The sequence below is a fragment of the Chloroflexota bacterium genome, from assembly GCA_013152435.1.
Lineage (GTDB): Bacteria > Chloroflexota > Anaerolineae > DUEN01 > DUEN01 > DUEN01.
This window is the reverse complement of record JAADGJ010000100.1, coordinates 1-19,093: the sequence shown is the minus strand read 5'-3', so window position 1 is coordinate 19,093 and position 19,093 is coordinate 1. Positions and strand designations below refer to the sequence as shown.

The following is a 19,093-nucleotide window of genomic DNA, read 5'->3' as shown; positions in this document are numbered from 1 at the left end:
CCCTCCGAGCCACCCCGGAGATGCGGGGCCACGCTTCCGCATCGCTTAACTTGATACCAATGGGGCGACCTGCAGGTCGCCCCTACAGGAGCCTGACATACCTCCGAACGGTTCAGGATGCAAGGATATGCTCTCATCATACTTAGCTTGATGCCAATGGGGTACGACACCGCCGTACCCCTACTATGGACATCCCTCTTTTGAAAACCGGCCCTGCATAACATCAAGACGATCTGACAGGTAAAGACGATTCGCCGAATAGGGACGACTCGGCGAGTCGCCCCTGCCTGATGGCAATCTCGCCGGATCATCTCACGGCATGATCACCCGCGCAGCAGCCACCATCGCCCGGCCCACATCCCGGCCATCAGCGCGATCGCCACCAGGGAGATGGCCTTCCCCGCCCGGCGGATCGGCGTGTCCTCGAACCGCAGGAGCATGTACCCATCCCCCTCCGGCACGGTGACGACGATGCGAGCCAGCGGCCCGTCCTCCCGCGTCACCGGCAGCTCCCGGACGATGGGGCCGTCCTCGCTCTCCAGCAGGTACGCCTTCCAGCCGGGGAACCAGAAGATGTTGAACCGGATCTGGCGCTCGCCGCCGATGGCCCGGAAGCCCACCTTCTCGTGCTGGCTGCCGATGTCCAGCGTGCCCGCGAGCAGGGTGTCCTTGCCGGTTGCGCTATAGTCGATCTTGGATTTCACATCCTGGCCGTTGGCGAATGCCTCGGCCAGCGGGCTCCAATGGGGCCGCTGCTCCGGATCGACCCAGATGGTCACGCCCGTCATCTCGTCGGCCGAGCGCTGGAAGCGCATGAGGGCCGCCAGCGACACGGGGCCCTGCTCCGGCGTCGGCTCGTGTACCTGGACGTCCAGATAAGGGTAGCTGCTCAGGATCACCAGCGCGACCAGGATCAGGGTCTCCAGGCTGGGCAGCGCTCCCCAACGGGCCTGTGCGCCGGGCTTGCCCCCCTCTGATAGCAACAGGGAGCCGGACAGCACCGCCAGTGGGAACATGGCCAGCATCAGGTAGCGCCATGGGAACTGGGCGTAGGGGATGACGGGCAGGTGGTTCCAGGCCCAGGCGGAGATGGGCAACGTGAGCAGGATCACGCCCACCAGCACGGCCTGGAAGAACCGCATCTCCAGCTTCAGCAGGCCGCGAGCCCGCGCCGCGACCAGCAGCGAGAGCACGGCCAGCACGAAGGGGGCGGCGCCAATCTGGTAGCTCATGCCGCCCTGCGCCGCCTCGTCCGGCCCCGGGATGCTGATGCCGAACCCCCATTGCGGCGAGAAGAGCTGGTGCAGATAGACCACGTGCTGGAGCGGGCTGTAGTATCCGCCGTACCATTGCGCCTGGTTCACGTACTTGCTCTCCACCAGCGCGGGCAGCCAGAAGATCGCCGAGAGCCCCAACCCCAGCAGCAGCCCCGTCGCCGGCGGGATGCCCAGCCGCAGGAGCTGGGCGATCAGGGGGAAGAACGACTCCTTGGACAGCGCCCGCCACGGCTGCTCCCGGTTCGCCTGATGCAGGATCAGCGCGGCGATGTACAGCGCCAGCAGCGGCGTGAAGATCAGCGTCACCAGGTTGCTGGTGAGCATGAGCGCGGCGTAGGCCACGGCCAGGCCCGTGGCCGCGCTCAGCCGGGGGCGCAGCGTCGTCTCCCGGGCGGCCCACATGACGAACGGGATGATGGCCAGCGCCACCGACTCGGCCAGCGCGGCGCGCACGTAGATGTCCACCAGATGGTAGGGGACGTAGACGTAGACGACGGCGGCCAGCAGCGCCGCGCGGCGGCCGGCCCAGCTCCGCATGAAGCCGTAGACCCCGATCGCGCTGGCCAGGATCGAGAGCGCGAACACCGTCTCCACGGACGCTTCCCAGCCCAGGCGCAGGAAGTGATGGAACAGCTCGCCGATGAACGTGGAGAGCGGCCCATATACCACCCAGAACGGGTAGCCGTAGCCGAAGGTGAAGTCCGGCCCCCAACGTGGGAACCAGATGCCGTCCTGCACGGCCCGATCGTATTCGAACAGGAAATAGACGTCGTGGCGGGCGTCGTGGGCGCTCCAGAAGTAGCCGGGCTCCAGATAGGGGGCGATGGCGAACAGGCACAGCAGGAGCACGAGGAGCGGGTAGACCCACCCTCGCTGTCGATCGGTGATCTCGGCCTGAGGGCCCTCAGGGGCCTGGGTTGCGATCTCGTGTGTCACGTCACGGCTCCAGCCTGATGAAATCGGTGTCGCCCACGCGCAGCCGCTGCCCGGTGCGCCAGTCGTACATCCCCAGGTTGATGTGATAGCGCCCGGCGGGCAGATCGGCCGGAAGCGGGATCGGGTGGGGGTCGACGACGACCTCGCCCACGGCCCACGCGTTGGTGGGGCGCTGCCCGTCCTGGGGCTGCTTGTCCCGCTGTGCCCGGATCTGCTCGCCCTCGTCCACGATGTGGATGAACACGGTGTAGTCCAGGTCCATCGGCTTCAACGCCTGCCAGGTGAGGGTGACGGTCACGGTGCCGCCGGCCTGGATCTCGCCCGTCACCTCCGCATTCACCAGGACGATCTGGTTCTCGCCCAGGATGGCCACGGGCGCCGGCTTCGGCTCGACCTGGGTGTACTGTGGCGTGAGGTATGGGTAGCTGGCCAGGATGACCAGCCCGACGATGGCGGCCCAGCGTGGGCGGGCGTCCAGGTGCGGGATCAGCTCGACGGCGCTGCCGGCCAGCAGGGCCAGCCACGGCGCGGCGAGGATCGACATCTGCCAGGGATAGGTCAGCAGCCGGCGCATGCCGGTGATGCGCCACAGCGGCGCGGTGATCCCCAGCGTGAGCACGAGGGTGACCAGCACGGCCCCGCCCGCCAGCAGGAGCAGGCGATCACGTTCGGGCTTCGGCTTCCGAACGTGCCACCCGTAGGCGGTCAGCAGAGCCAGCCCCAGCGCGATGGCGCCCACCTGGAAGGAGAGCGTGTCCTGCCACCCCGGACGGCTCACGCCGTAGCCCCACTGGGGGAGCAGGAGCTGGAAGAGGTACAGGAAGTGATCGTCGAACGTCGGGTTTGGCCCGGCGCCGGGTGTGCGCAGCCAGGGGATGAGCCCCAGCAGCCCGATGACGACCCCGGCGGCCAGGGCGATCGCGGTGCGGGCGCGTTTCCCCGGCGTGACGAGGAGCGCCAGCGCAGCCAGGATGAGGGCGAAGACGGCCAGGCCCGCCTGGGACCACAGGAGCAGTGCGGCGGCCACGGCGGCGACGATCTGGCCCGGACGGCTCCCGTTTGGGCCGGCGGTGACGCCCCATAGCAGCCACGGAGTGAGGGCCCAGATCCAGGCCTCGCCCACGGCGCCGCGTACGTAGAGGATGCTCAGCGTTATGGGCAGGAAGGCGTAGGCCAGCGCGGCGACCAGCGCGGCCGGGGCGTTCAGCCGACGACGCGTCCAGGCGTACATGCCCCAGGCGCCCAGGGTCAACGCCATCGCCAGGACGAGGCGGATGGCGGCGGTGCCCGTGAGCCCCAGGTGGATGGCGATGGCGGCCAGCAGGTAGGGCGCGCGGCCGTCGCTTCGCCAGGGATCGAAATCGATGCCGACGTGAGGCGTCCAGGTGAGCGGGTTGGCCCCGGCGGCCAGCTCCTGCGCGTGGTAGACGGGCAGGAAGCCGCTGTGGGTTTGTAGGAAGCCGGGGTAGGCCAGTGGTGCCCCCACGATGAGGATGAGCAACGCCAGGATGGCCAGGCTGAGGCCCACGCGTGGCTCGTCCGGCATCGGGGCCGTGTGTGGCGATCTCGTAGACATGCCGAAATTATAGCATACGGCCGGAGCCCCGGCCAAAACCGGCGAGGGGGACCTCTCCTCTCTCTCCTGCTGCCTGCGGCAGCGTCCCCACTCCCTGGAGTTTGGCTTTTTTCTTTGGGGTCCTATATATGCGGCCTCTTTTATGGCATCCCCCTATATCTTGGTATGGGTAGCGAAGGGCACTGCCCTTCGCTACCCAAAGGGCCAAACAGAGGGAGTGGGGTAAGGTTTTTCACTCCCGTAAGATCATCGGCACCCAGACGGGACGCCCGTTCCAGTCGCCGAAGTCCACGGTGGCGTTCTGGCCTGCCGACAGGATCACGAGCACATCGTTAGGTGTGCTGGAGAACCGCAGCCAGGGCGGGTTCTGCTCCCGCACCCGGTACGTGCCCGGCGGCAGCGATGGGAATTGATAGGAGCCGTCGCCCGCCGTAGTCGTCTGTCCGATCTGCACGCCGCCGGTCAGAAGCCGGACGGTGACTCCTGCCAGTCCCGGCTCTCCAGCCTCCTGAGAGCCATCCCCATCGCGATCGAGCCATACCGTGCCGTTGATAGAACCGCGGCCGGGGGTGGGCGTCACGGTTGGCGTAGGCGTGGGGGTCGCTGTCGGCTGCGGAAAATCGTAGGTCTGGCCGCTGAGCCGTAACGCTCCCCAGTTTGATTGGACGGAGTAAGTGGAATCGCCCTGCCAGAACAGTGTGGTTTGGGTTGAGCTGTCATGGCCCACGTCATCATCTTTCAGGGCGAAGGTGAAGGGATACCACTGGTCGGCGGCCAAAGGACCGCTACCCAGCGCCTCGATGGGGATGGCGACCTCCAGCGACCATCCGTCGGGGATGGTTTGGGTGACAACGATGAGCGAGGTGATGGCATTGCCTTGATCGGCTTGGCGACCGTCCAATACGGCGGTGAACTGATGGGAGCGGTCAGCGGGGACGTGAATGCCCAGTTCGAGGGCATCATCCTGCCAAACGAAGACGCTATCGTTGCCGATGAGCACGTCATCGTGGATCGTGGCGGCGAAGTAGAGGTAATTGGGGTCCCAGGCAGCGTGCAGTGTGGCGCTGAGATCGGTGAGGCTGGGGACTTGGCCCACGATGGCGCTGGCGTTGTTCTTGTCGAGGGAGAGCGCGGGGACGCCACTCCAATCCGCCACATCGCCGTCGAGGATAGGGGGCTGATTCGCCTTCGGTATCAGGTATGAGAGGCCACTGGGTGTCGGATACGGTGTGGCCGTTGGGGTCGGTGTGCTGGTTGGGGTAGGAGTGAGTGTAGGCGTGTTTGTTGGCGTAGGCGTCGGTGTTGGAGTCGGCGTGGGGAAGTCGTACACCTGCCCGCTGAGCCGCAGTTCGCCCCACTCTTGCTGGAAAGAGTAGGTTGAGTTCCCTTCCCAGACCATTGTGGTTTGGGTTGAGTTGTCGTTCCCCACATCATCGTCCTTCAGAGCGAAGGTGAAAGGATATCGCTGATCGGCGACCAGGGGATCGCCTCCCAGGGCCTCTATGGGGATAGCTGCCTCCAGGGCCCAACCTCCGGGAACGGTGTGGGTGACGAGGGTGAGGGAAGTGATGGTATTCCCTTGATCGGCTTGGCGTCCGTCCAGCGAGATGGTGAACTGGTGAGAGCGATCAGAGGGGATATAGATGCCCAATTCGAGACTGTCATCTTGCCAGGCGAATGCACTGTCATTGCCGATGAGCTGGTCGTCTTGGATCACAGCAGCGAAGTAGAGATGGGTAGAGTCCCAGACAGCTTTCAGGGTGGCGCTGAGGTCAGTGGGTGTGGGGACCTCCCCTTGAACACTATCGGCATTGTCCTTATCAAGGGAGAGTGAAGGAACGCCTCCCCATTCATCGACAAGCCCGTCAATGGTGGGAGGATTCTCTGTGCGAGGGATAACGTACGATGCGCCCAGAGCCTGGGCTGTGATGATGGTCACCGTGTAGGATCCGGTGTTATCGTATATGCCATCGTCACCGACGGCAAAGGTGATGGGTCCCTTTGGGACGGAAATTGTAAAGGTGTAAACGTGGGTTGAATTGTAGGGAGGGATGGGCTGGACGAATCGGTCGGCTGGTCCCCCGTTGATCCAGAGCACATAGTTGATATATCCGCGGGGATGGGTAGGGGTAGTGGGATTTCCAGCGTAATCGGTGAAGATGTAGAACGCGTCTGACCATCGCGTGCCTGCCGCCTGTCCGATTCCTGACACCCGTACGGTGACATTCCCGACATATGATCGAGATGTCGCAACTCCTTCCATCCCCTTCCCAAAGGGGACAACGAAGGTCTCAAGAGCTTCTGGGGCGCTTTGCGGGTCTCGGTCGCTGGGGAAGGATATATCCTGGAGTGCCACGGCTCTGTTTTTCAGGGATGGTGGGTTAACGTGGAGAGACAGAGCTTGGGCCTGGATTACGGCCACTAGAATCAACGTGATGAGGCTGCCGAGCGTAAGGGCCAGTAAACGTTTCATTATCCCTCCTCCATAGAGCATGTGTTGATGTGGTTTACATGGGATGTGCAAACGGAGCGACCAGGACCGATCTTACGAGGCCATCACTCTCGCAGGATCATCGGCACCCAGACGGGACGCCCGTTCCAGTCGCCGAAGTCTACGGTGACGCTCTGGCCTGCCGACAGGATCACGAGCACATCGTTAGGTGTGCTGGAGAACTGCAGCCAGGGCGGATTCTGCTCCCGCACCCGGTACGTGCCCGGCGGCAGCGACGGGAGTTGATAGGAGCCGTCGCCTAGCGTGTTCACCTGTCCGATCTGTATGCCGCTGGTGAAGAGCCGGATGGTCACCCCAAGCAATCCCGGTTCCCCGGCCTCTCGGGTGCCGTTTCCGTTTCGGTCGAACCATACTGTACCACTGATGGAGCCTGGGATTGGGGTGGCCGTGGGGGTAGGTGTTGGGGTCAACGTAGGCGTGGGTGTTGATGTTGGTGTGGGTGTAGGCGTAGCTGTGGATGTTGGGGTGGCGGTTGGGGTGGGAGTTGCAGTCGGCTGCGGGAAGTTATAGACCTGGCCGGTCAGGCTTAAAATACCCCAGTCCGGCTGGAAGGAATAGGTGGAATCGCCCTGCCAGAACAACGTGGTCTGCGTGGGGTTGTTGTGGCCCACGTCATCGTCTTTCAAGGCGAAGGTGAAGGGATACTCTTGGTCGGCGGCCAGGGACCCGCTACCCAGCGCATCGATGGGGATGGCGATCTCCAGGGACCAGCCATTGGGGATGGTTTGAGTGACGACGGTAAGGGATGTGATGGCGTTGCCCTGATCGGCCTGGCGGCCGTCCAAAGCGGCGGTGAACTGATGGGAACGGTCGGTGGGGACGTGGATGCCCAACTCGAGAACGTCGTCCTGCCAGATGAAGATGCTGTCGTTGCCGATGAGCACGTCATCGTGGATCGTGGCGGCGAAGTAGAGGTAATTGGGGTCCCAGGCGGCGCGCAGTGTGGCGCTGAGGTCGGAGGGACTGGGGACTTGACCTATGATCGTGCTGGCGTTGTCCTTGTCGAGGGAGAGCGCGGGGACGCCACTCCAATCCGCCACATCGCCGTCAAGGATAGGGGGCTGATTTGCCTTTGGTATCAAGTATGAGGGACCACTGGGTGTCGGATACGGTGTGGCCGTCGGGGTCGGTGTGCTGGTTGGGGTAGGAGTGGGTGTGGGCGTGGTTGAGACAGGGGTAGGTGTTGGGGGGGCGGAAGGAGAGTATCGGCCGCCTGTGTTAAAGTAGATAACATCGCCACAGCCACCTTGGTTACATCCACCCCATACCAGCATGACGTTGCTGGTCCAAACAGCTTTGTGATTAGATCTGGGTGTAGGGGCATTGGTGGTATCCAGCGCTGTCCATGTATCCGTTTCCGGATCATATCGTCCGCCAGTGTTATAACATTCATCTCCACATCCACCCCAGACAATCATTTCTTGCCCGGTCCATACAGCCGTGTGTGCCCACCGTGCAGGAGGTGCGTCGGTAGTCGTGATTGGCCTCCAAGTGTCAGTAGCCGGGTTGTATCGCCCGCCACTGTTTACATAAGAGGAGTTGCTGGTCGTTGAGTAAATGGTACGTCCTCCCCAAACAATCATCTCCATGTCTGTCCAAATGCCAGTTCCCTGAAAGGTTGGTGCGGGTGCGTTGATTATTGAAATGGGCGCCCACGTATTAGTGTTCGGATCGTAGGATGCTCCCTGCTTTTTCTCCGATCCTCCCCAGACGATCATCCTGTCGCCCGTCCAGACAGCTTGGTGAAAATGACGTGCTCCTACCCAATCAGGTGCAGGAGGAATAGAAGTCCAGGTGTCACTTTCAGGATCGTAGCGTCCGCCATCGCTAAACACCTGCGTACAGTAAACGGTTGAGCAGCCTCCCCAGATGATCATCTCCTTACCTGTCCACACCGCCGAGTGCTGTTCACGCGGCGAGGGTGCATTAATCAGGGTAATGGACTTCCAGGTATCGGTTTCGGGATCATAGCGTCCCCCGGTGTTTGTCGTCACTCCGCCCCCGCCCGATTCACCACCCCAGATGATCATTTCGCGTCCTGTCCAGATGGCTGTATGACGCAGGCGGCCGATAGGAGCGTTCTCCGTTGAAATAGGTGTCCAGGTATCAGTAGTTGGGTTGTAGCGGTGGCCGTCGTTGAGAAAGTGGTTTAAGTGATAATATCCACCCCAGATAATCATTTCTTCACCGGTCCAAATGGCGGTATGGCCATACCGACCAGTTGGGGCGCTTACCATGCTCATGGGCTGCCATTGTCCCGTCTCTCCGGAGGTGTTGAGGACATCATCTCGAGTTCTCACCGATTGAGAAGCAACTAACGGACTTGGCAATAGAAATCCGATAAATAACATTGTGGCCAACAAGAGCGAATAGGCTAACACAGTCGACAGGTATCGCATCAAGATTCTGTATCTCATGGAATACCTCCCAGCCACAACGTGAGAACCCCAGCCTCTGCGAGAAGCGGGGTTCTCACGAGGCTATCGCTTCCGCAGGATCATTGGCACCCAGACGGGGCGCCCGTTCCAGTCGCCGAAGTCTACGATGACATCCTGGCCTGCTGACAGGACCACGAGCACCTCGTCCGGGGTGCTGGAGAAGCGCAGCCAGAGGGGATTCTGCCCCTGCACTCGATACGTCCCCGGCGGCAGTGACGGGAATTGATACGAGCCGTCTCCTAGTGTGGTCGTGGAGGCGATCTGGGTATTGCCTGCGAATAGCCGGATGGTTACATCAACCAATCCGGGCTCCTCGGGATCTCGCACGCCGTCTCCATTCCGATCGAACCACACCGTGCCGCTGATAGAGCCAGGGACCGGGGTGGCCGTAGGTGTAGGTGTAGGCGTGGCCGTGGGGGTCGGCGTCGGAAAGTCGTAGATCTGCCCGGTCAGGCGCAGAATACCCCAGTTTGGCTGCACAGAGTAAGTGGAGTCGCCCTGCCAGATCAGCGTGGTCTGGGTTGAACTGTCATTGCCCACGTCATCATCTTTCAGGGCGAAGGTAAAGGGGTACCACTGATCGGTGGTCAGCGGACCGCTTCCCAGCGCGTCGATAGGGATAGCGACCTCCAGTGACCACCCGCCGGAGATGACGCTTGTGACGACGGTGAGGGACGAAATGGCGCTACCCTGGTCGGCCTGGCGACCATCCAGCGCGAGGGTAAATTGATGAGAGCGATCGGTGGGGATGTGGATGCCTAACTCAAAGGCATCGTCCTGCCAGACGAAGAGGCTGTCGTTGCCGATGAGCACATCGTCGTTGATGGTAGCGGCGAAGTAGAGATGATCCGGATCCCATGCGGCGCGCAATGTAGCGCTGAGATCAGCGGGACTGGGGACTTGGCCAACGAGAGTGCTGGCGTTATCTTTGTTAAGCGAGAGCGCAGGGATGCTATCCCAATCCTCCACGTTGCCGTCGAGAATGGGCGGTTGGCCTGCCCGTGGGATCAGGTATGAAAGGCCGCTGGGGGTAGGATATGGTGTGATGGTAGGAGTTGGAGTAGACGTTGGAGTGACAGTAACGCCAAGTGCTAGCTTTACAACAAAAGCATCGTACTCGCCATGGTAGTTGCGATCGAAAGCGCCCTGCGTAGTAGGGAAATTAGTGGATTGGGTCTCTCCTATCACGTAGGCGCTTCCTGCCCTATCCACGGCAATTGAGCGGCCCCAATCCGATTCGCTCCCTCCCAGGAAGGTAGCGTAGTCTAGAGCCGTGCCATAGGCGTTCAACTTGGCCACAAAGGTGTCGAGCCCCCCATTGTAGGTTGTATCGAAAGCATCCGTTGTGATGGGAAAATCGGGCGAGTGAGTTTGTCCTACGAGATAAGCCTCTCCATTTTCGCCTACGACGATAGAACAAGATCTTTCAAACCCTTCTCCTCCCAGGAAGGTAGAATAAAGCAGCCCATTGCCGTCCATGTTCAATTTAGCCACAAAGGCATCGGGGCCTGGAGTAGTACTGTGGGTGGCATCGAAAGCGCCCTGCGTAGTGGGGAAATTAGTGGATTCGGTCTCTCCCGTCACGTAGGCGCTTCCTGTCCCATCTACGGCGATGGCATGGCCCCAATCCGATTCGCTCCCTCCCAGGAAGGTAGCGTAGTCTAGAACTCCGTAAGCAGCGTTTAATCTCACTACAAAGACGTCGTAGTCGCCATTCTGGGTCGTGTCGAAGGCGCTCGGCGTGGTGGGAAAGTCGGAGGAAAAGGAAGTGCCCGTCACATAGATGCGCCTAGCTGTGTCCACAGCGATGCCTCGACCCAGATCAGTGGATCTTCCTCCCAGGAAGGTAGCGTAGATTAGCACTGTGCCATTAGTACTTAATCTAGCCACAAAGACATCTTCACCGCCGTTATAGCTGGTATCGAGGGCATCATACGTGGTGGGGAAGTCAGGGGAAGATGTACTACCTGTTAGGTAGGCATAGCCCGCACCATCTACGGCGATATCCATGCCCAAATCACCAGAGCTTCCCCCCAGGAAGGTGGCATAAAGCAACCCAGTGCCGTCGATGTTCAACTTGACCACAAAGGCATCGGGGCCTGGACCAGTATTGTAGCTGGTATCGAAGGCGCCTGATGTAGTGGGGAAATCAAAGGACCAAGTCCCTCCCGTCACGTAGGCGCTTCCTGTCCCATCTACGGCAATGGCATGGCCCCAATCTGATTCGCTCCCTCCCAGGAAGGTAGCGTAGTCTAGAGCCGTGCCATAGGCGTTCAACTTGGCCACAAAGACATCGCCATGATCATTGTAGCCGATATCGAAGGCGCCTGGCGTAGTAGGGAAATCAAAGGACCAAGTCCCTCCCGTCACGTAGGCGCTTCCTGTCCCATCTACGGCAATGGCATCGCTCAACTCTCTGGTGAACCCTCCTAGGAAGGTAGCGTAGAGCAGCTCATCCGGGTTGTCCCACTGAGAGCCTGACGACGAACTCGCGACTACCGCCGGAGGCGTTGGGATGGAGAGAGATGTTACATCAAAGGTTTGCCCACTGATGTGTGCTGCATTTGAGGGCAGGATCAGTTCACCCACGGCCGTGGTCAAACGCATGATATCTCCGTCGATGACCACCGTCTCCGCTCCCTCCACCCGTAGGCGTACCTGGGATAACGCTGCCTTATCCCGAGCTATCGCTCGCCATATCCACCGCCCATCCCGGCTGCTCAGCTCCAGATCCACGCCTGGGTACAGGTCCACGTAGCGCACGCCACCCCATACTGGCACGTCAGGATACCATCTGTCGGGGTCGTTCCCGATAAAATAACTGACCACCGTGTCCAGCCGGTCGAACGGCTCCAGGCGAGGATGTGGATTGGCGCCGGGGAAGGTAAGCTTCAGGTTCACACCACGGAGCGGTTCGTCTTCACGCTTCCCATGATCACGTATCGGACCGAAGAGCTCCCATGCCTCGGCCCGCGGCCGTTCGATGAGGGTGATCCAGATGGCGTCCTCGGTCAGCCACATGGTGCCGATGACGCCGCGCACCTGGAAGCGGGCGCGCGCGTCGAATTGCCCCACGTTCTCGATGAACATGACAGGGCTGCTACGGAACGCGTCGGCCACTTGGGAATCGTCGGAGCGGGGAGGTGACCCGTCGAGAGGATAGGGAAGGGAGGCCGGTTGCGGTTGGGCTGCGCTGGGAAGTGCTCCGCCCGACATAAGCAGGGATACCATGATGATGAGGCCGAGAGCGGCAGGCAGGTGCTGGCGCATGATCCTCCCTCCTCCGTCTGGCTGTTCTCGTCTGTAAGCTGAACGGGGTATAAACGGGGTGAGCGGTAGCGTAACAGCTTGGCTATGTTATCTATTATGGCGTGAGCAGCGTGGTTTGTCAACAACGCGGGAATATCGACCGGTGGTGGCTCAACGCCGAAGCGTCAGGCGCTCCGGGCGAGTTCCGTTACCGTGATATGGACGCGAGAGCTCACCAGCGACGCACGAGTCCGGGACGGAAAGCTTTGCCGGAGAAATTTCAGAGTGATGGGCTGCGGCGCAGAACAGCCGCTGCCTTTCGCTGTGTACTGCATGTGCGGTGGGCTTCACCCGGGAATCTTATACCATTAGGTGCACGGCCATATGTCGTGTATAATCCTCTTGTGCCTCCGGGATTGCGAAGGATCGCCTTCCCGACGGCGTTCATAGCCTGAGCACTGACGATCTCTCCCCATCGTCTTCTATCGAGGAGGTTTACGCATGGCTTTGAATTATCGCATCGAGGGCACGACGTTGCCCGTGGTCACCATCGAGCTGCAGCCCGGCCAGCGCATCTACTCCGAGTCCGGCGGCATGAGCTGGATGAGTGGCAACGTAGAGATGAAGACCACCACCGGCGGCGGGCTGGGCAAGATGCTGCGTCGTGCCCTCTCCGGCGAGGCGCTGTTCGTGGTCGAGTATTACACCAACGACGGCCCCGGCACCATCGCCTTCGCCGCCGAGTTCCCCGGCAAGATCGTCCCCGTGGAGCTGGAGAAGGGGCAGACCATCATCGTCCAGAAGGACGCCTTCATGTGCGCCGAGCGGTCGGTGGATCTGGATATGCAGTTCCGGCGACGGTTGGGCGCAGGGCTCTTCGGTGGCGAGGGGTTCATCATGCAGAAGCTCACCGGCCCCGGCCTGGTCTTCGTCAACTTCGACGGCGAGATCGTGGAGTATAACCTGGAGGCCGGGCAGGAGCTGAAGGTGGACACCGGTCACCTGGCCATGATGGATCCCACGGTGGACTTCGACGTCACCATCGTGAAGGGGATCAGCAACATCCTGTTGGGTGGCGAGGGACTGTTCCTGGCCACGCTTCGGGGCCCTGGCCGGGTGTGGCTGCAGACCATGCCCATGTCCAAACTGGCCAACAAGATCGCCCAGTTCATGCCCCAGGTGGGCGGCAAGGGCAGCAGTGGTGGCCTGAACATCGATCTGGGCACGCTGCTGGGGGGCAATCGCTGAGTCAGCGGTGGCGATGTCGCAGGGGCAGATCGCGTAGTGGATCGATCAGCTGGGATGCGGGCACGCCGGCCCGCTCCAGGACGACGCGCGGCCATATCAGGTTCCCCACGGAGCCGGTGCGGTGCGCGTCGCTGCCCACGCTGAAGCGCACACCCGCCGCAGCGAAGCGGGCCACCAGATCGACATAAGCGTCCGTCAGGGCGGCCACCGTCATGTTGGGGAACCAGAAGTACATCTGCGTCATCACCTCGAAGATGGTTCCCGTCTCGGCGAAGGCGGCGGCCGCCTCATCCAGCCCGGACGCGGGCAGCTCTCGCAGATCGACGGCCGGCTGGCAGCGCCCCAGGTTGAACGGGTGGGCGATCACGTCCACCCATGGGTGCTGGCAGGCGTGGATCACCGCGTCCAGCGCGTTACGGATGAGTCGTCCCTTGGACGCGGGCGCGTCCGCGAACACCCCGGCCGTGCGGAAGCCGAAGTCCACCAGCACCAGATCAAGCCGGGCGGCCAACTCCCGTCCCACGCTTACCGCGCCGTCCGGCCCCTCGATCGTTCCCTCCACTCCCACCAGCAACGTGATCGCCGTCTCCTCTTGCGCCTCGTCCACGGCCGCGAGGAGGGCATCTATCGGCGCGTCGCTCTTCCACAGCCGGCTTCCCTCCATCAGATGGTCCGTGATCGCGTAGACGTGGAGCTGTGCGGCCTCAGCCGCCCGGACCATCATTCGCACGTCGTGCGTGCCGTCGGAGAACGTAGTGTGGCTGTGCAGGTCGTAAGTCCCGATCACGTTCATGGTTCCCTCCCCAGCGCAGATCATAGAGCCCTTCGCCGCGGATGTCAACGGCGGCCGCGGTGAGGGACGGCATACCCCGCCTCTCTCCATCGCCCATCCATGGAACGGCATGGATGAGACCGCCGGCGGATCGGTTCCCCAAAGGGGGTGTCCGCTCCTCTGAGCTACCTCGGGAATGCGGAAGTGCGCCTCCGTGCGGATTCGTCGGGCGCCCATCCTGGGGGTGGTTTCGTTTGGTCATAAATGAGCAGAAATGAGCAAAAACGACCAGAAATGTGTTGACAGATGGCTTCGAATCTGCTACACTGTGGTTGATTGCGCTCACCTTGCCCCGCTAGGATTTCGTGATGGCACAACTCACCGAGGAACGACAACGGGAGATCGTCGAGTTCGTACGCGTTCGGCAGCGGGCGACGGTGGCCGAGCTCAGCCGTCGCTTCGATGTGAGCGAAGCTACGATCCGTCGCGATCTGGAGAAACTGCACAGCCTGGGTTTGATCCAGCGCGTCCACGGCGGCGCCATGTCGGTGCCGCAGGCCGCGCCGGAGCCGCCGGTCCTTCAGCGGCTGCACGAGCAGCACGGCGAGAAACAGCGCATCGGCCGTGCGGCCGCGGCCCTGGTGCGGGATGGGGAGACGATCTTCCTGGGCTCGGGCACGACGACGCTGGAGGTGGCCCGGGCACTACATGGCCGCCGCGGTCTCACCGTTATCACCAACGCGCTCAGCATCGCCAACGAGCTGGCCGAGGATCCCGACATCGAGCTCATCATCCTGGGGGGCACCTTCCGTCGCTCCGAGCTGTCCATGATCGGCCATCTGACGGAGCAGGCGCTGAAGGAGCTACGGGCGGACAAGGTCATCATGGGGATCCGGGCCATCCACCCTGAGCATGGCCTGACCAACGACTATGTGCCGGAGACCATGACCGATCGGGCCATCATCCGGTCGGGGCAGGAGCTGATCATCGTGGCCGATCACACCAAGTTCGGCCGCGTGTCCACCGCGTTCGTGGCCCCCATCACCGCGGCGACCTGCATCATCACCGATGGCGACGTGGACCCCGAGATGGTGGCGCAGATCGAGGCGCTGGGTGTGCGGGTGACGAAAACGTAGAGGCGCTGCCTCGCCCACGCATCGAATGAAGCAATATGGGAGCTATCCTTGCCTTCCGGAATAGCTCGGAGGAACGTCCGCCCTTGTAGAGGCAGGTCTCAGACCTGCCCCTACCGCTCTGAACCATCTGTGGGTAGCGTGTGGGTGGCGGAGGGGGGTGCCTTCTGCTATCCACATCAAGATATACGGATTGCGCCGTTCATCTGCCGGGATCGGGGCCGGAGTACCTTGTTTCATGGCCCACCCGGTCGGCAGCGGTAGAGGGTCGGGTGACCCAGCCCTATTCGCATCAACTGAACAGCATGGGCGAGGCCCCCGCCTGTCGCTTTTCCCTCCACGGGCGGTCGCACCTGAAAAGGGAGGTGCGGAGGGGAAGCCCCTCCGCGGAAAAACGCTTTCTCTCGCCTTTTCCCTGCCCGGTTGGGGCTTTGGCCGATGGCCTCCGGCCCCACGGGGCAGGTGAGGGGCTGAAAATAGATTTCTTCGGAGGGGCGGTAGCCCCTCCGAACCACCCCAGAGGTGCGGGGCCACGCTTCCGTATCGCTTAATTTGATACCAATGAGGGCCGGGTGACCCAGCCCCTACGGTTGGCATAGCGCTTAAGCGGCGCGTTTTCGACCGCCGCCGTCTCAAAATGAACGAGAGGGCCGTGATGCCGAACACGTTCACGTGGCAGACGGCCTCGCCGGAGGAGCGGGGCATGGACGGCGCCCGGCTGGACGCGCTGCGCCAGGATCTGACCGCGCGAGGGACGATGGCCTTGCTCATCATCCGGCATGACCGGATCGTGTACGAGTGGTACGCGCCGGATCTCGGGCCGGATCGGCGCCACTACACGGCCTCGCTGGCCAAGGCCCTGGTAGGCGGCATGTCGCTCCTGGTGGCGCTGGACGACGGCCGGATCGGCGCGAACGACCCGGCGGGGAAGTACATCCCCGCCTGGAAGGACGACCCGCTGAAATCGCGGATCACCATCCGCCATCTGGCGACCCATTCCTCCGGCATCGAGGACGCGGCGACCCCGGGCAAGGGGCACCTGGATCAGGGCGGCTGGAAGGCGGCCTTCTGGCGGTCGGCCTGGCGACAATGGGGACATGCATCCGTCGCCGAGCGCCTTCAGCACGCGGGGGAGATGACATCGGAGCAGGGAGATCCCTTCTCCATCGCGCTCCACCAGGCGCCGGTCGTCTTCCCCCCGGGCACGCGCTATGCCTACAGCAACCCGGGCTTCGCCGCGCTGGCCTACGCGGTCACGGCCAGTTTACAGGGCGCGCCCCAGTCGGATATCCGCACCTTGCTCAAGGAGCGGATCATGGACCCCATCGGCGTGCCCGAGGATGCGTGGTCCATCGGCTATGGTGGCCCCTTTGAGGTGGACGGGCTGAAGCTGTACGCGAACTGGGGCGGAGCCGAGTTCACGGCGCGGGCCGTGGCCCGGGTGGGGCGGCTCATGATGCACAAGGGCGAGTGGCAGGGCCGACGGTTGGTCGATGCCGCCTGGGTGGATCGAGCGCTCTCCTACGCGGGCACCCCGCTCCCGGATCGGCCGCCGGGCAACCCCCAGCCGGCGCCGACGCTCGGCTGGTATACGAACCGCGATGGCGTGTGGCCCGCCGTGCCGCGTGATGCCTTCGCCGGCGCCGGGGCGGGCCATCAGGTGCTGCTGGTCGTCCCCAGCCTGGACCTCATCGTCGTGCGCAACGGCGAGCTGCTCGATGACCCGGAGGAGGGCGAGGGGTTCTGGGGCGCGTTGGAGAAATACCTGTTCAATCCCATCATGGAAGCCATCGCGGATCAGAACGCCACGACCGCCACCACGAACACCCCTTACCCCCGCAGCGAGGTGATCCGGCAGGTGACGTTCGCGCCAGCCTCCACCATTATCCGCAAGGGGGTGGACAGCGACAACTGGCCCATCACCTGGGCGGACGACGGCGATCTGTATACCGCCTACGGGGACGGGTGGGGGTTCGAGCCGAGGACGGAGCGCAAGCTCAGCCTGGGCTTCGCCAAGGTGATCGGCTCGCCACCTGACTTCCAGGGCGTGAACATCCGCTCCCTCAGTGGCGAGCGAGAGGGGGACGGGGCGCTCGGCCCCAAGGCCAGCGGTATGCTCATGGTGGATGGTGTGCTCTACATGTGGGTGCGGAACGTGGGCAACTCCCAGTTAGCTTGGTCAGAGGATCACGGGCGGACCTGGGAGTGGGGCTTCCGCTTCGAGACCAGCTTCGGCTGTCCGACGTTCCTGAACTTCGGCCGGAACTACGAGGGCGCGTGTGACGAGTACGTGTACGTCTATTCCCAGGACGGGCCGAGCGCATATGAATCCTATGATCAGGTCGTGCTGGCTCGCGTCCCCAAGGACCGCATTCGCGACCGTGAGGCATATGAGTTCTTCCAGCACCTGGACGACGCGGGCGAGCCCGTCTGGACTCCTGACATCCACCAGCGCGAGCCGGTCTTCCGCTATCTGGGCCGTTGCCAGCGGATGGATGCCGTGTACAATCCAGGGCTGCATCGTTACCTCCTGGCCCTGGGCTTCAACCATAGGGGCGGGTGGGGGATCTTCGACGCGCCGAAGCCGTGGGGGCCGTGGACAACGGCATTCCACACTGTGTATTGGGGGTTGGGCAATACGCACTATTACCGCCTGCCAAGCAAGTGGATCAGCCCGGATGGCAGGACGATGTATCTCGTCTTCTCCGGCAGAACTTATGATGGCGTCATCTACGATGCCTTCTGCGTGCGACGAATGGATTTGGGGTGAGGTCCAGGAGGACACACGTGAGCGCACCCACGGAGAGTGAAACATACTACCCGCCGCCGGAGTCGAAGGGCGGGTGGCGTTACCTCAAGGACCCGGACGAAATCCGCGCCCTGGCGGGCATGGACCCTGAGAAGCTCGATCTCGTCCGCCAGGGGCAGGAGTTCCTCTACGGCGGCGACTCGTGGGGGATCGTCATCATCCGCCACGGGTATCTGGTGCGGGAGTTCTACACGTTCAACGTCCTGGTCCCCACCCGGTTTGACATTTGGTCAGGGACGAAGTCGTTCACAGGGACAGCCTGGGGATTGCTCCTGGATGATAGCCGTCAGGGTCGACTCCCCAATGGCCTGCAGGTGGATCTGGATACGCCAGCCTACGCGCACATCCCTGAGGGCTACCCACTCACGGACCCGCGCAAGGAGCGCATCACGATCCGGCATCTGCTGACCATGACGTCCGGCATCCCGGGAGCGGGGGTGGGTGTCATTGGCATACCCACGGCCACAGGCGATGGGCCGTTCGAGCACGCGCTGGGGCGGTGCCCCAATCGCTACGGGCGGTGGGCGGACAAGCTCACGGCAGAGCCAGGCACCCGATGGGACTACAGCGACCCGGCCTTCGCCCACCTCTCGCTGGCCTTCGCCCACATCATGGGACGGGAGATGAGTGATTATCTCCAGGAGCGAGTTTTTGGCCCCATCGGCATCGAGCAGTTGAGCTGGGACGTGCAAGGTGGCAGCGGATGCATCGGGCCGCATACCAACGCACATACGGGGATCCACATCTCAGCCCGGGAGCTAGCCCGCTTTGGCTATCTCATGCTGCGCAGAGGCGTATGGGAGGGGCGTCAATTGATCCCCGAATGGTGGATCGACCTCGCCACCCAGACCTCACAGGATCTAAACCCGAGCTACGGGTATACGTGGTGGGTGAACACCCGAGGAACGCAGTGGCCGGGCCTTCCCAGGGACGCGTTTGCCCTTATGGGTTATCGACCCAATCGCTGTTACATCATCCCGTCGCTGGATCTGGTGGTAGCGCGCGTCGCCTCCGGCCCGCCGACCTGGGACGAGCCCGGGATGATCGGGCGCATCGTGGACGCGATCATCGATTGAGAAGGACGGACGACGGATCATGGAAAAGCCGATCATCGCCATCACGATGGGAGATCCGGCGGGGATA

Annotated in this window: 10 protein-coding genes; 4 read left to right on the top strand and 6 right to left on the bottom strand. The window is 62.6% G+C overall.

Translation table 11 applies throughout. The features are described 5' to 3' along the window. Positions 1-323 precede the first annotated feature (323 nt). The 5 genes from GXP39_14150 to GXP39_14130 form a co-directional block, all read right to left on the bottom strand. A complete protein-coding gene (locus tag GXP39_14150; protein NOZ29174.1) occupies positions 324-2,213 on the bottom strand; it encodes a hypothetical protein in 1,890 nt (629 codons plus the stop codon). Position 2,214: 1 nt separating this feature from the next. After that, positions 2,215-3,789: a hypothetical protein gene (locus tag GXP39_14145; GenBank protein NOZ29173.1), complete on the bottom strand. Its 1,575-nt coding sequence runs from the start codon at positions 3,787-3,789 to the stop codon at positions 2,215-2,217. Positions 3,790-4,021: 232 nt separating this feature from the next. Next, positions 4,022-5,728 (bottom strand): hypothetical protein, encoded by a 1,707-nt coding sequence (locus GXP39_14140; GenBank protein ID NOZ29172.1) that lies wholly within the window; start codon positions 5,726-5,728, stop codon positions 4,022-4,024. A gap of 617 nt (positions 5,729-6,345) precedes the next feature. Next, complete coding sequence (locus GXP39_14135; GenBank protein NOZ29171.1) at positions 6,346-8,718, bottom strand: hypothetical protein; 2,373 nt, start codon at positions 8,716-8,718, stop codon at positions 6,346-6,348. A gap of 63 nt (positions 8,719-8,781) precedes the next feature. Continuing rightward, positions 8,782-12,009, bottom strand: a complete 3,228-nt coding sequence (locus GXP39_14130; protein ID NOZ29170.1) for a hypothetical protein — start codon at positions 12,007-12,009, stop codon at positions 8,782-8,784. Between the two features lie 480 nt (positions 12,010-12,489). Between GXP39_14130 and GXP39_14125 the strand changes: the two genes are divergently transcribed. Beyond that, positions 12,490-13,236, top strand: a complete 747-nt coding sequence (locus GXP39_14125; GenBank protein NOZ29169.1) for a TIGR00266 family protein — start codon at positions 12,490-12,492, stop codon at positions 13,234-13,236. 1 nt (position 13,237) lies between these two features. Here GXP39_14125 and GXP39_14120 read toward each other — a convergent pair whose 3' ends face one another. After that, on the bottom strand, positions 13,238-14,029 hold the full coding sequence (locus tag GXP39_14120; GenBank protein NOZ29168.1) for a PHP domain-containing protein: 792 nt from the start codon (positions 14,027-14,029) through the stop codon (positions 13,238-13,240). A gap of 347 nt (positions 14,030-14,376) precedes the next feature. Here GXP39_14120 and GXP39_14115 point away from each other — a divergent pair, with 347 nt between their 5' ends. The 3 genes from GXP39_14115 (at position 14,377) to GXP39_14105 (ending at position 19,026) form a co-directional block, all read left to right on the top strand. Continuing rightward, complete coding sequence (locus GXP39_14115) at positions 14,377-15,144, top strand: DeoR/GlpR transcriptional regulator (GenBank protein ID NOZ29167.1); 768 nt, start codon at positions 14,377-14,379, stop codon at positions 15,142-15,144. A gap of 652 nt (positions 15,145-15,796) precedes the next feature. After that, positions 15,797-17,911, top strand: a complete 2,115-nt coding sequence (locus GXP39_14110) for a serine hydrolase (protein ID NOZ29166.1) — start codon at positions 15,797-15,799, stop codon at positions 17,909-17,911. A 119-nt stretch (positions 17,912-18,030) separates the two neighbouring features. After that, the gene (locus GXP39_14105) at positions 18,031-19,026 is read left to right on the top strand and encodes a serine hydrolase (GenBank protein ID NOZ29165.1); all 996 of its coding nucleotides are present in this window, start codon (positions 18,031-18,033) and stop codon (positions 19,024-19,026) included. Positions 19,027-19,093: the final 67 nt, after the last annotated feature.

Bases quoted from the DNA above. Each gene is read 5' to 3' on its own strand.
- GXP39_14120 (NOZ29168.1), bottom strand. From the start codon at position 14,029: ATGAACGTGATCGGGACTTACGACCTGCACAGCCACACTACGTTCTCC.
- GXP39_14110 (NOZ29166.1), top strand. From the start codon at position 15,797: ATGCCGAACACGTTCACGTGGCAGACGGCCTCGCCGGAGGAGCGGGGC.
- GXP39_14135 (NOZ29171.1), bottom strand. From the start codon at position 8,718: ATGAGATACAGAATCTTGATGCGATACCTGTCGACTGTGTTAGCCTAT.
- GXP39_14145 (NOZ29173.1), bottom strand. From the start codon at position 3,789: ATGTCTACGAGATCGCCACACACGGCCCCGATGCCGGACGAGCCACGC.
- GXP39_14125 (NOZ29169.1), top strand. From the start codon at position 12,490: ATGGCTTTGAATTATCGCATCGAGGGCACGACGTTGCCCGTGGTCACC.
- GXP39_14130 (NOZ29170.1), bottom strand. From the start codon at position 12,009: ATGCGCCAGCACCTGCCTGCCGCTCTCGGCCTCATCATCATGGTATCC.
- GXP39_14105 (NOZ29165.1), top strand. From the start codon at position 18,031: ATGGACCCTGAGAAGCTCGATCTCGTCCGCCAGGGGCAGGAGTTCCTC.
- GXP39_14115 (NOZ29167.1), top strand. From the start codon at position 14,377: ATGGCACAACTCACCGAGGAACGACAACGGGAGATCGTCGAGTTCGTA.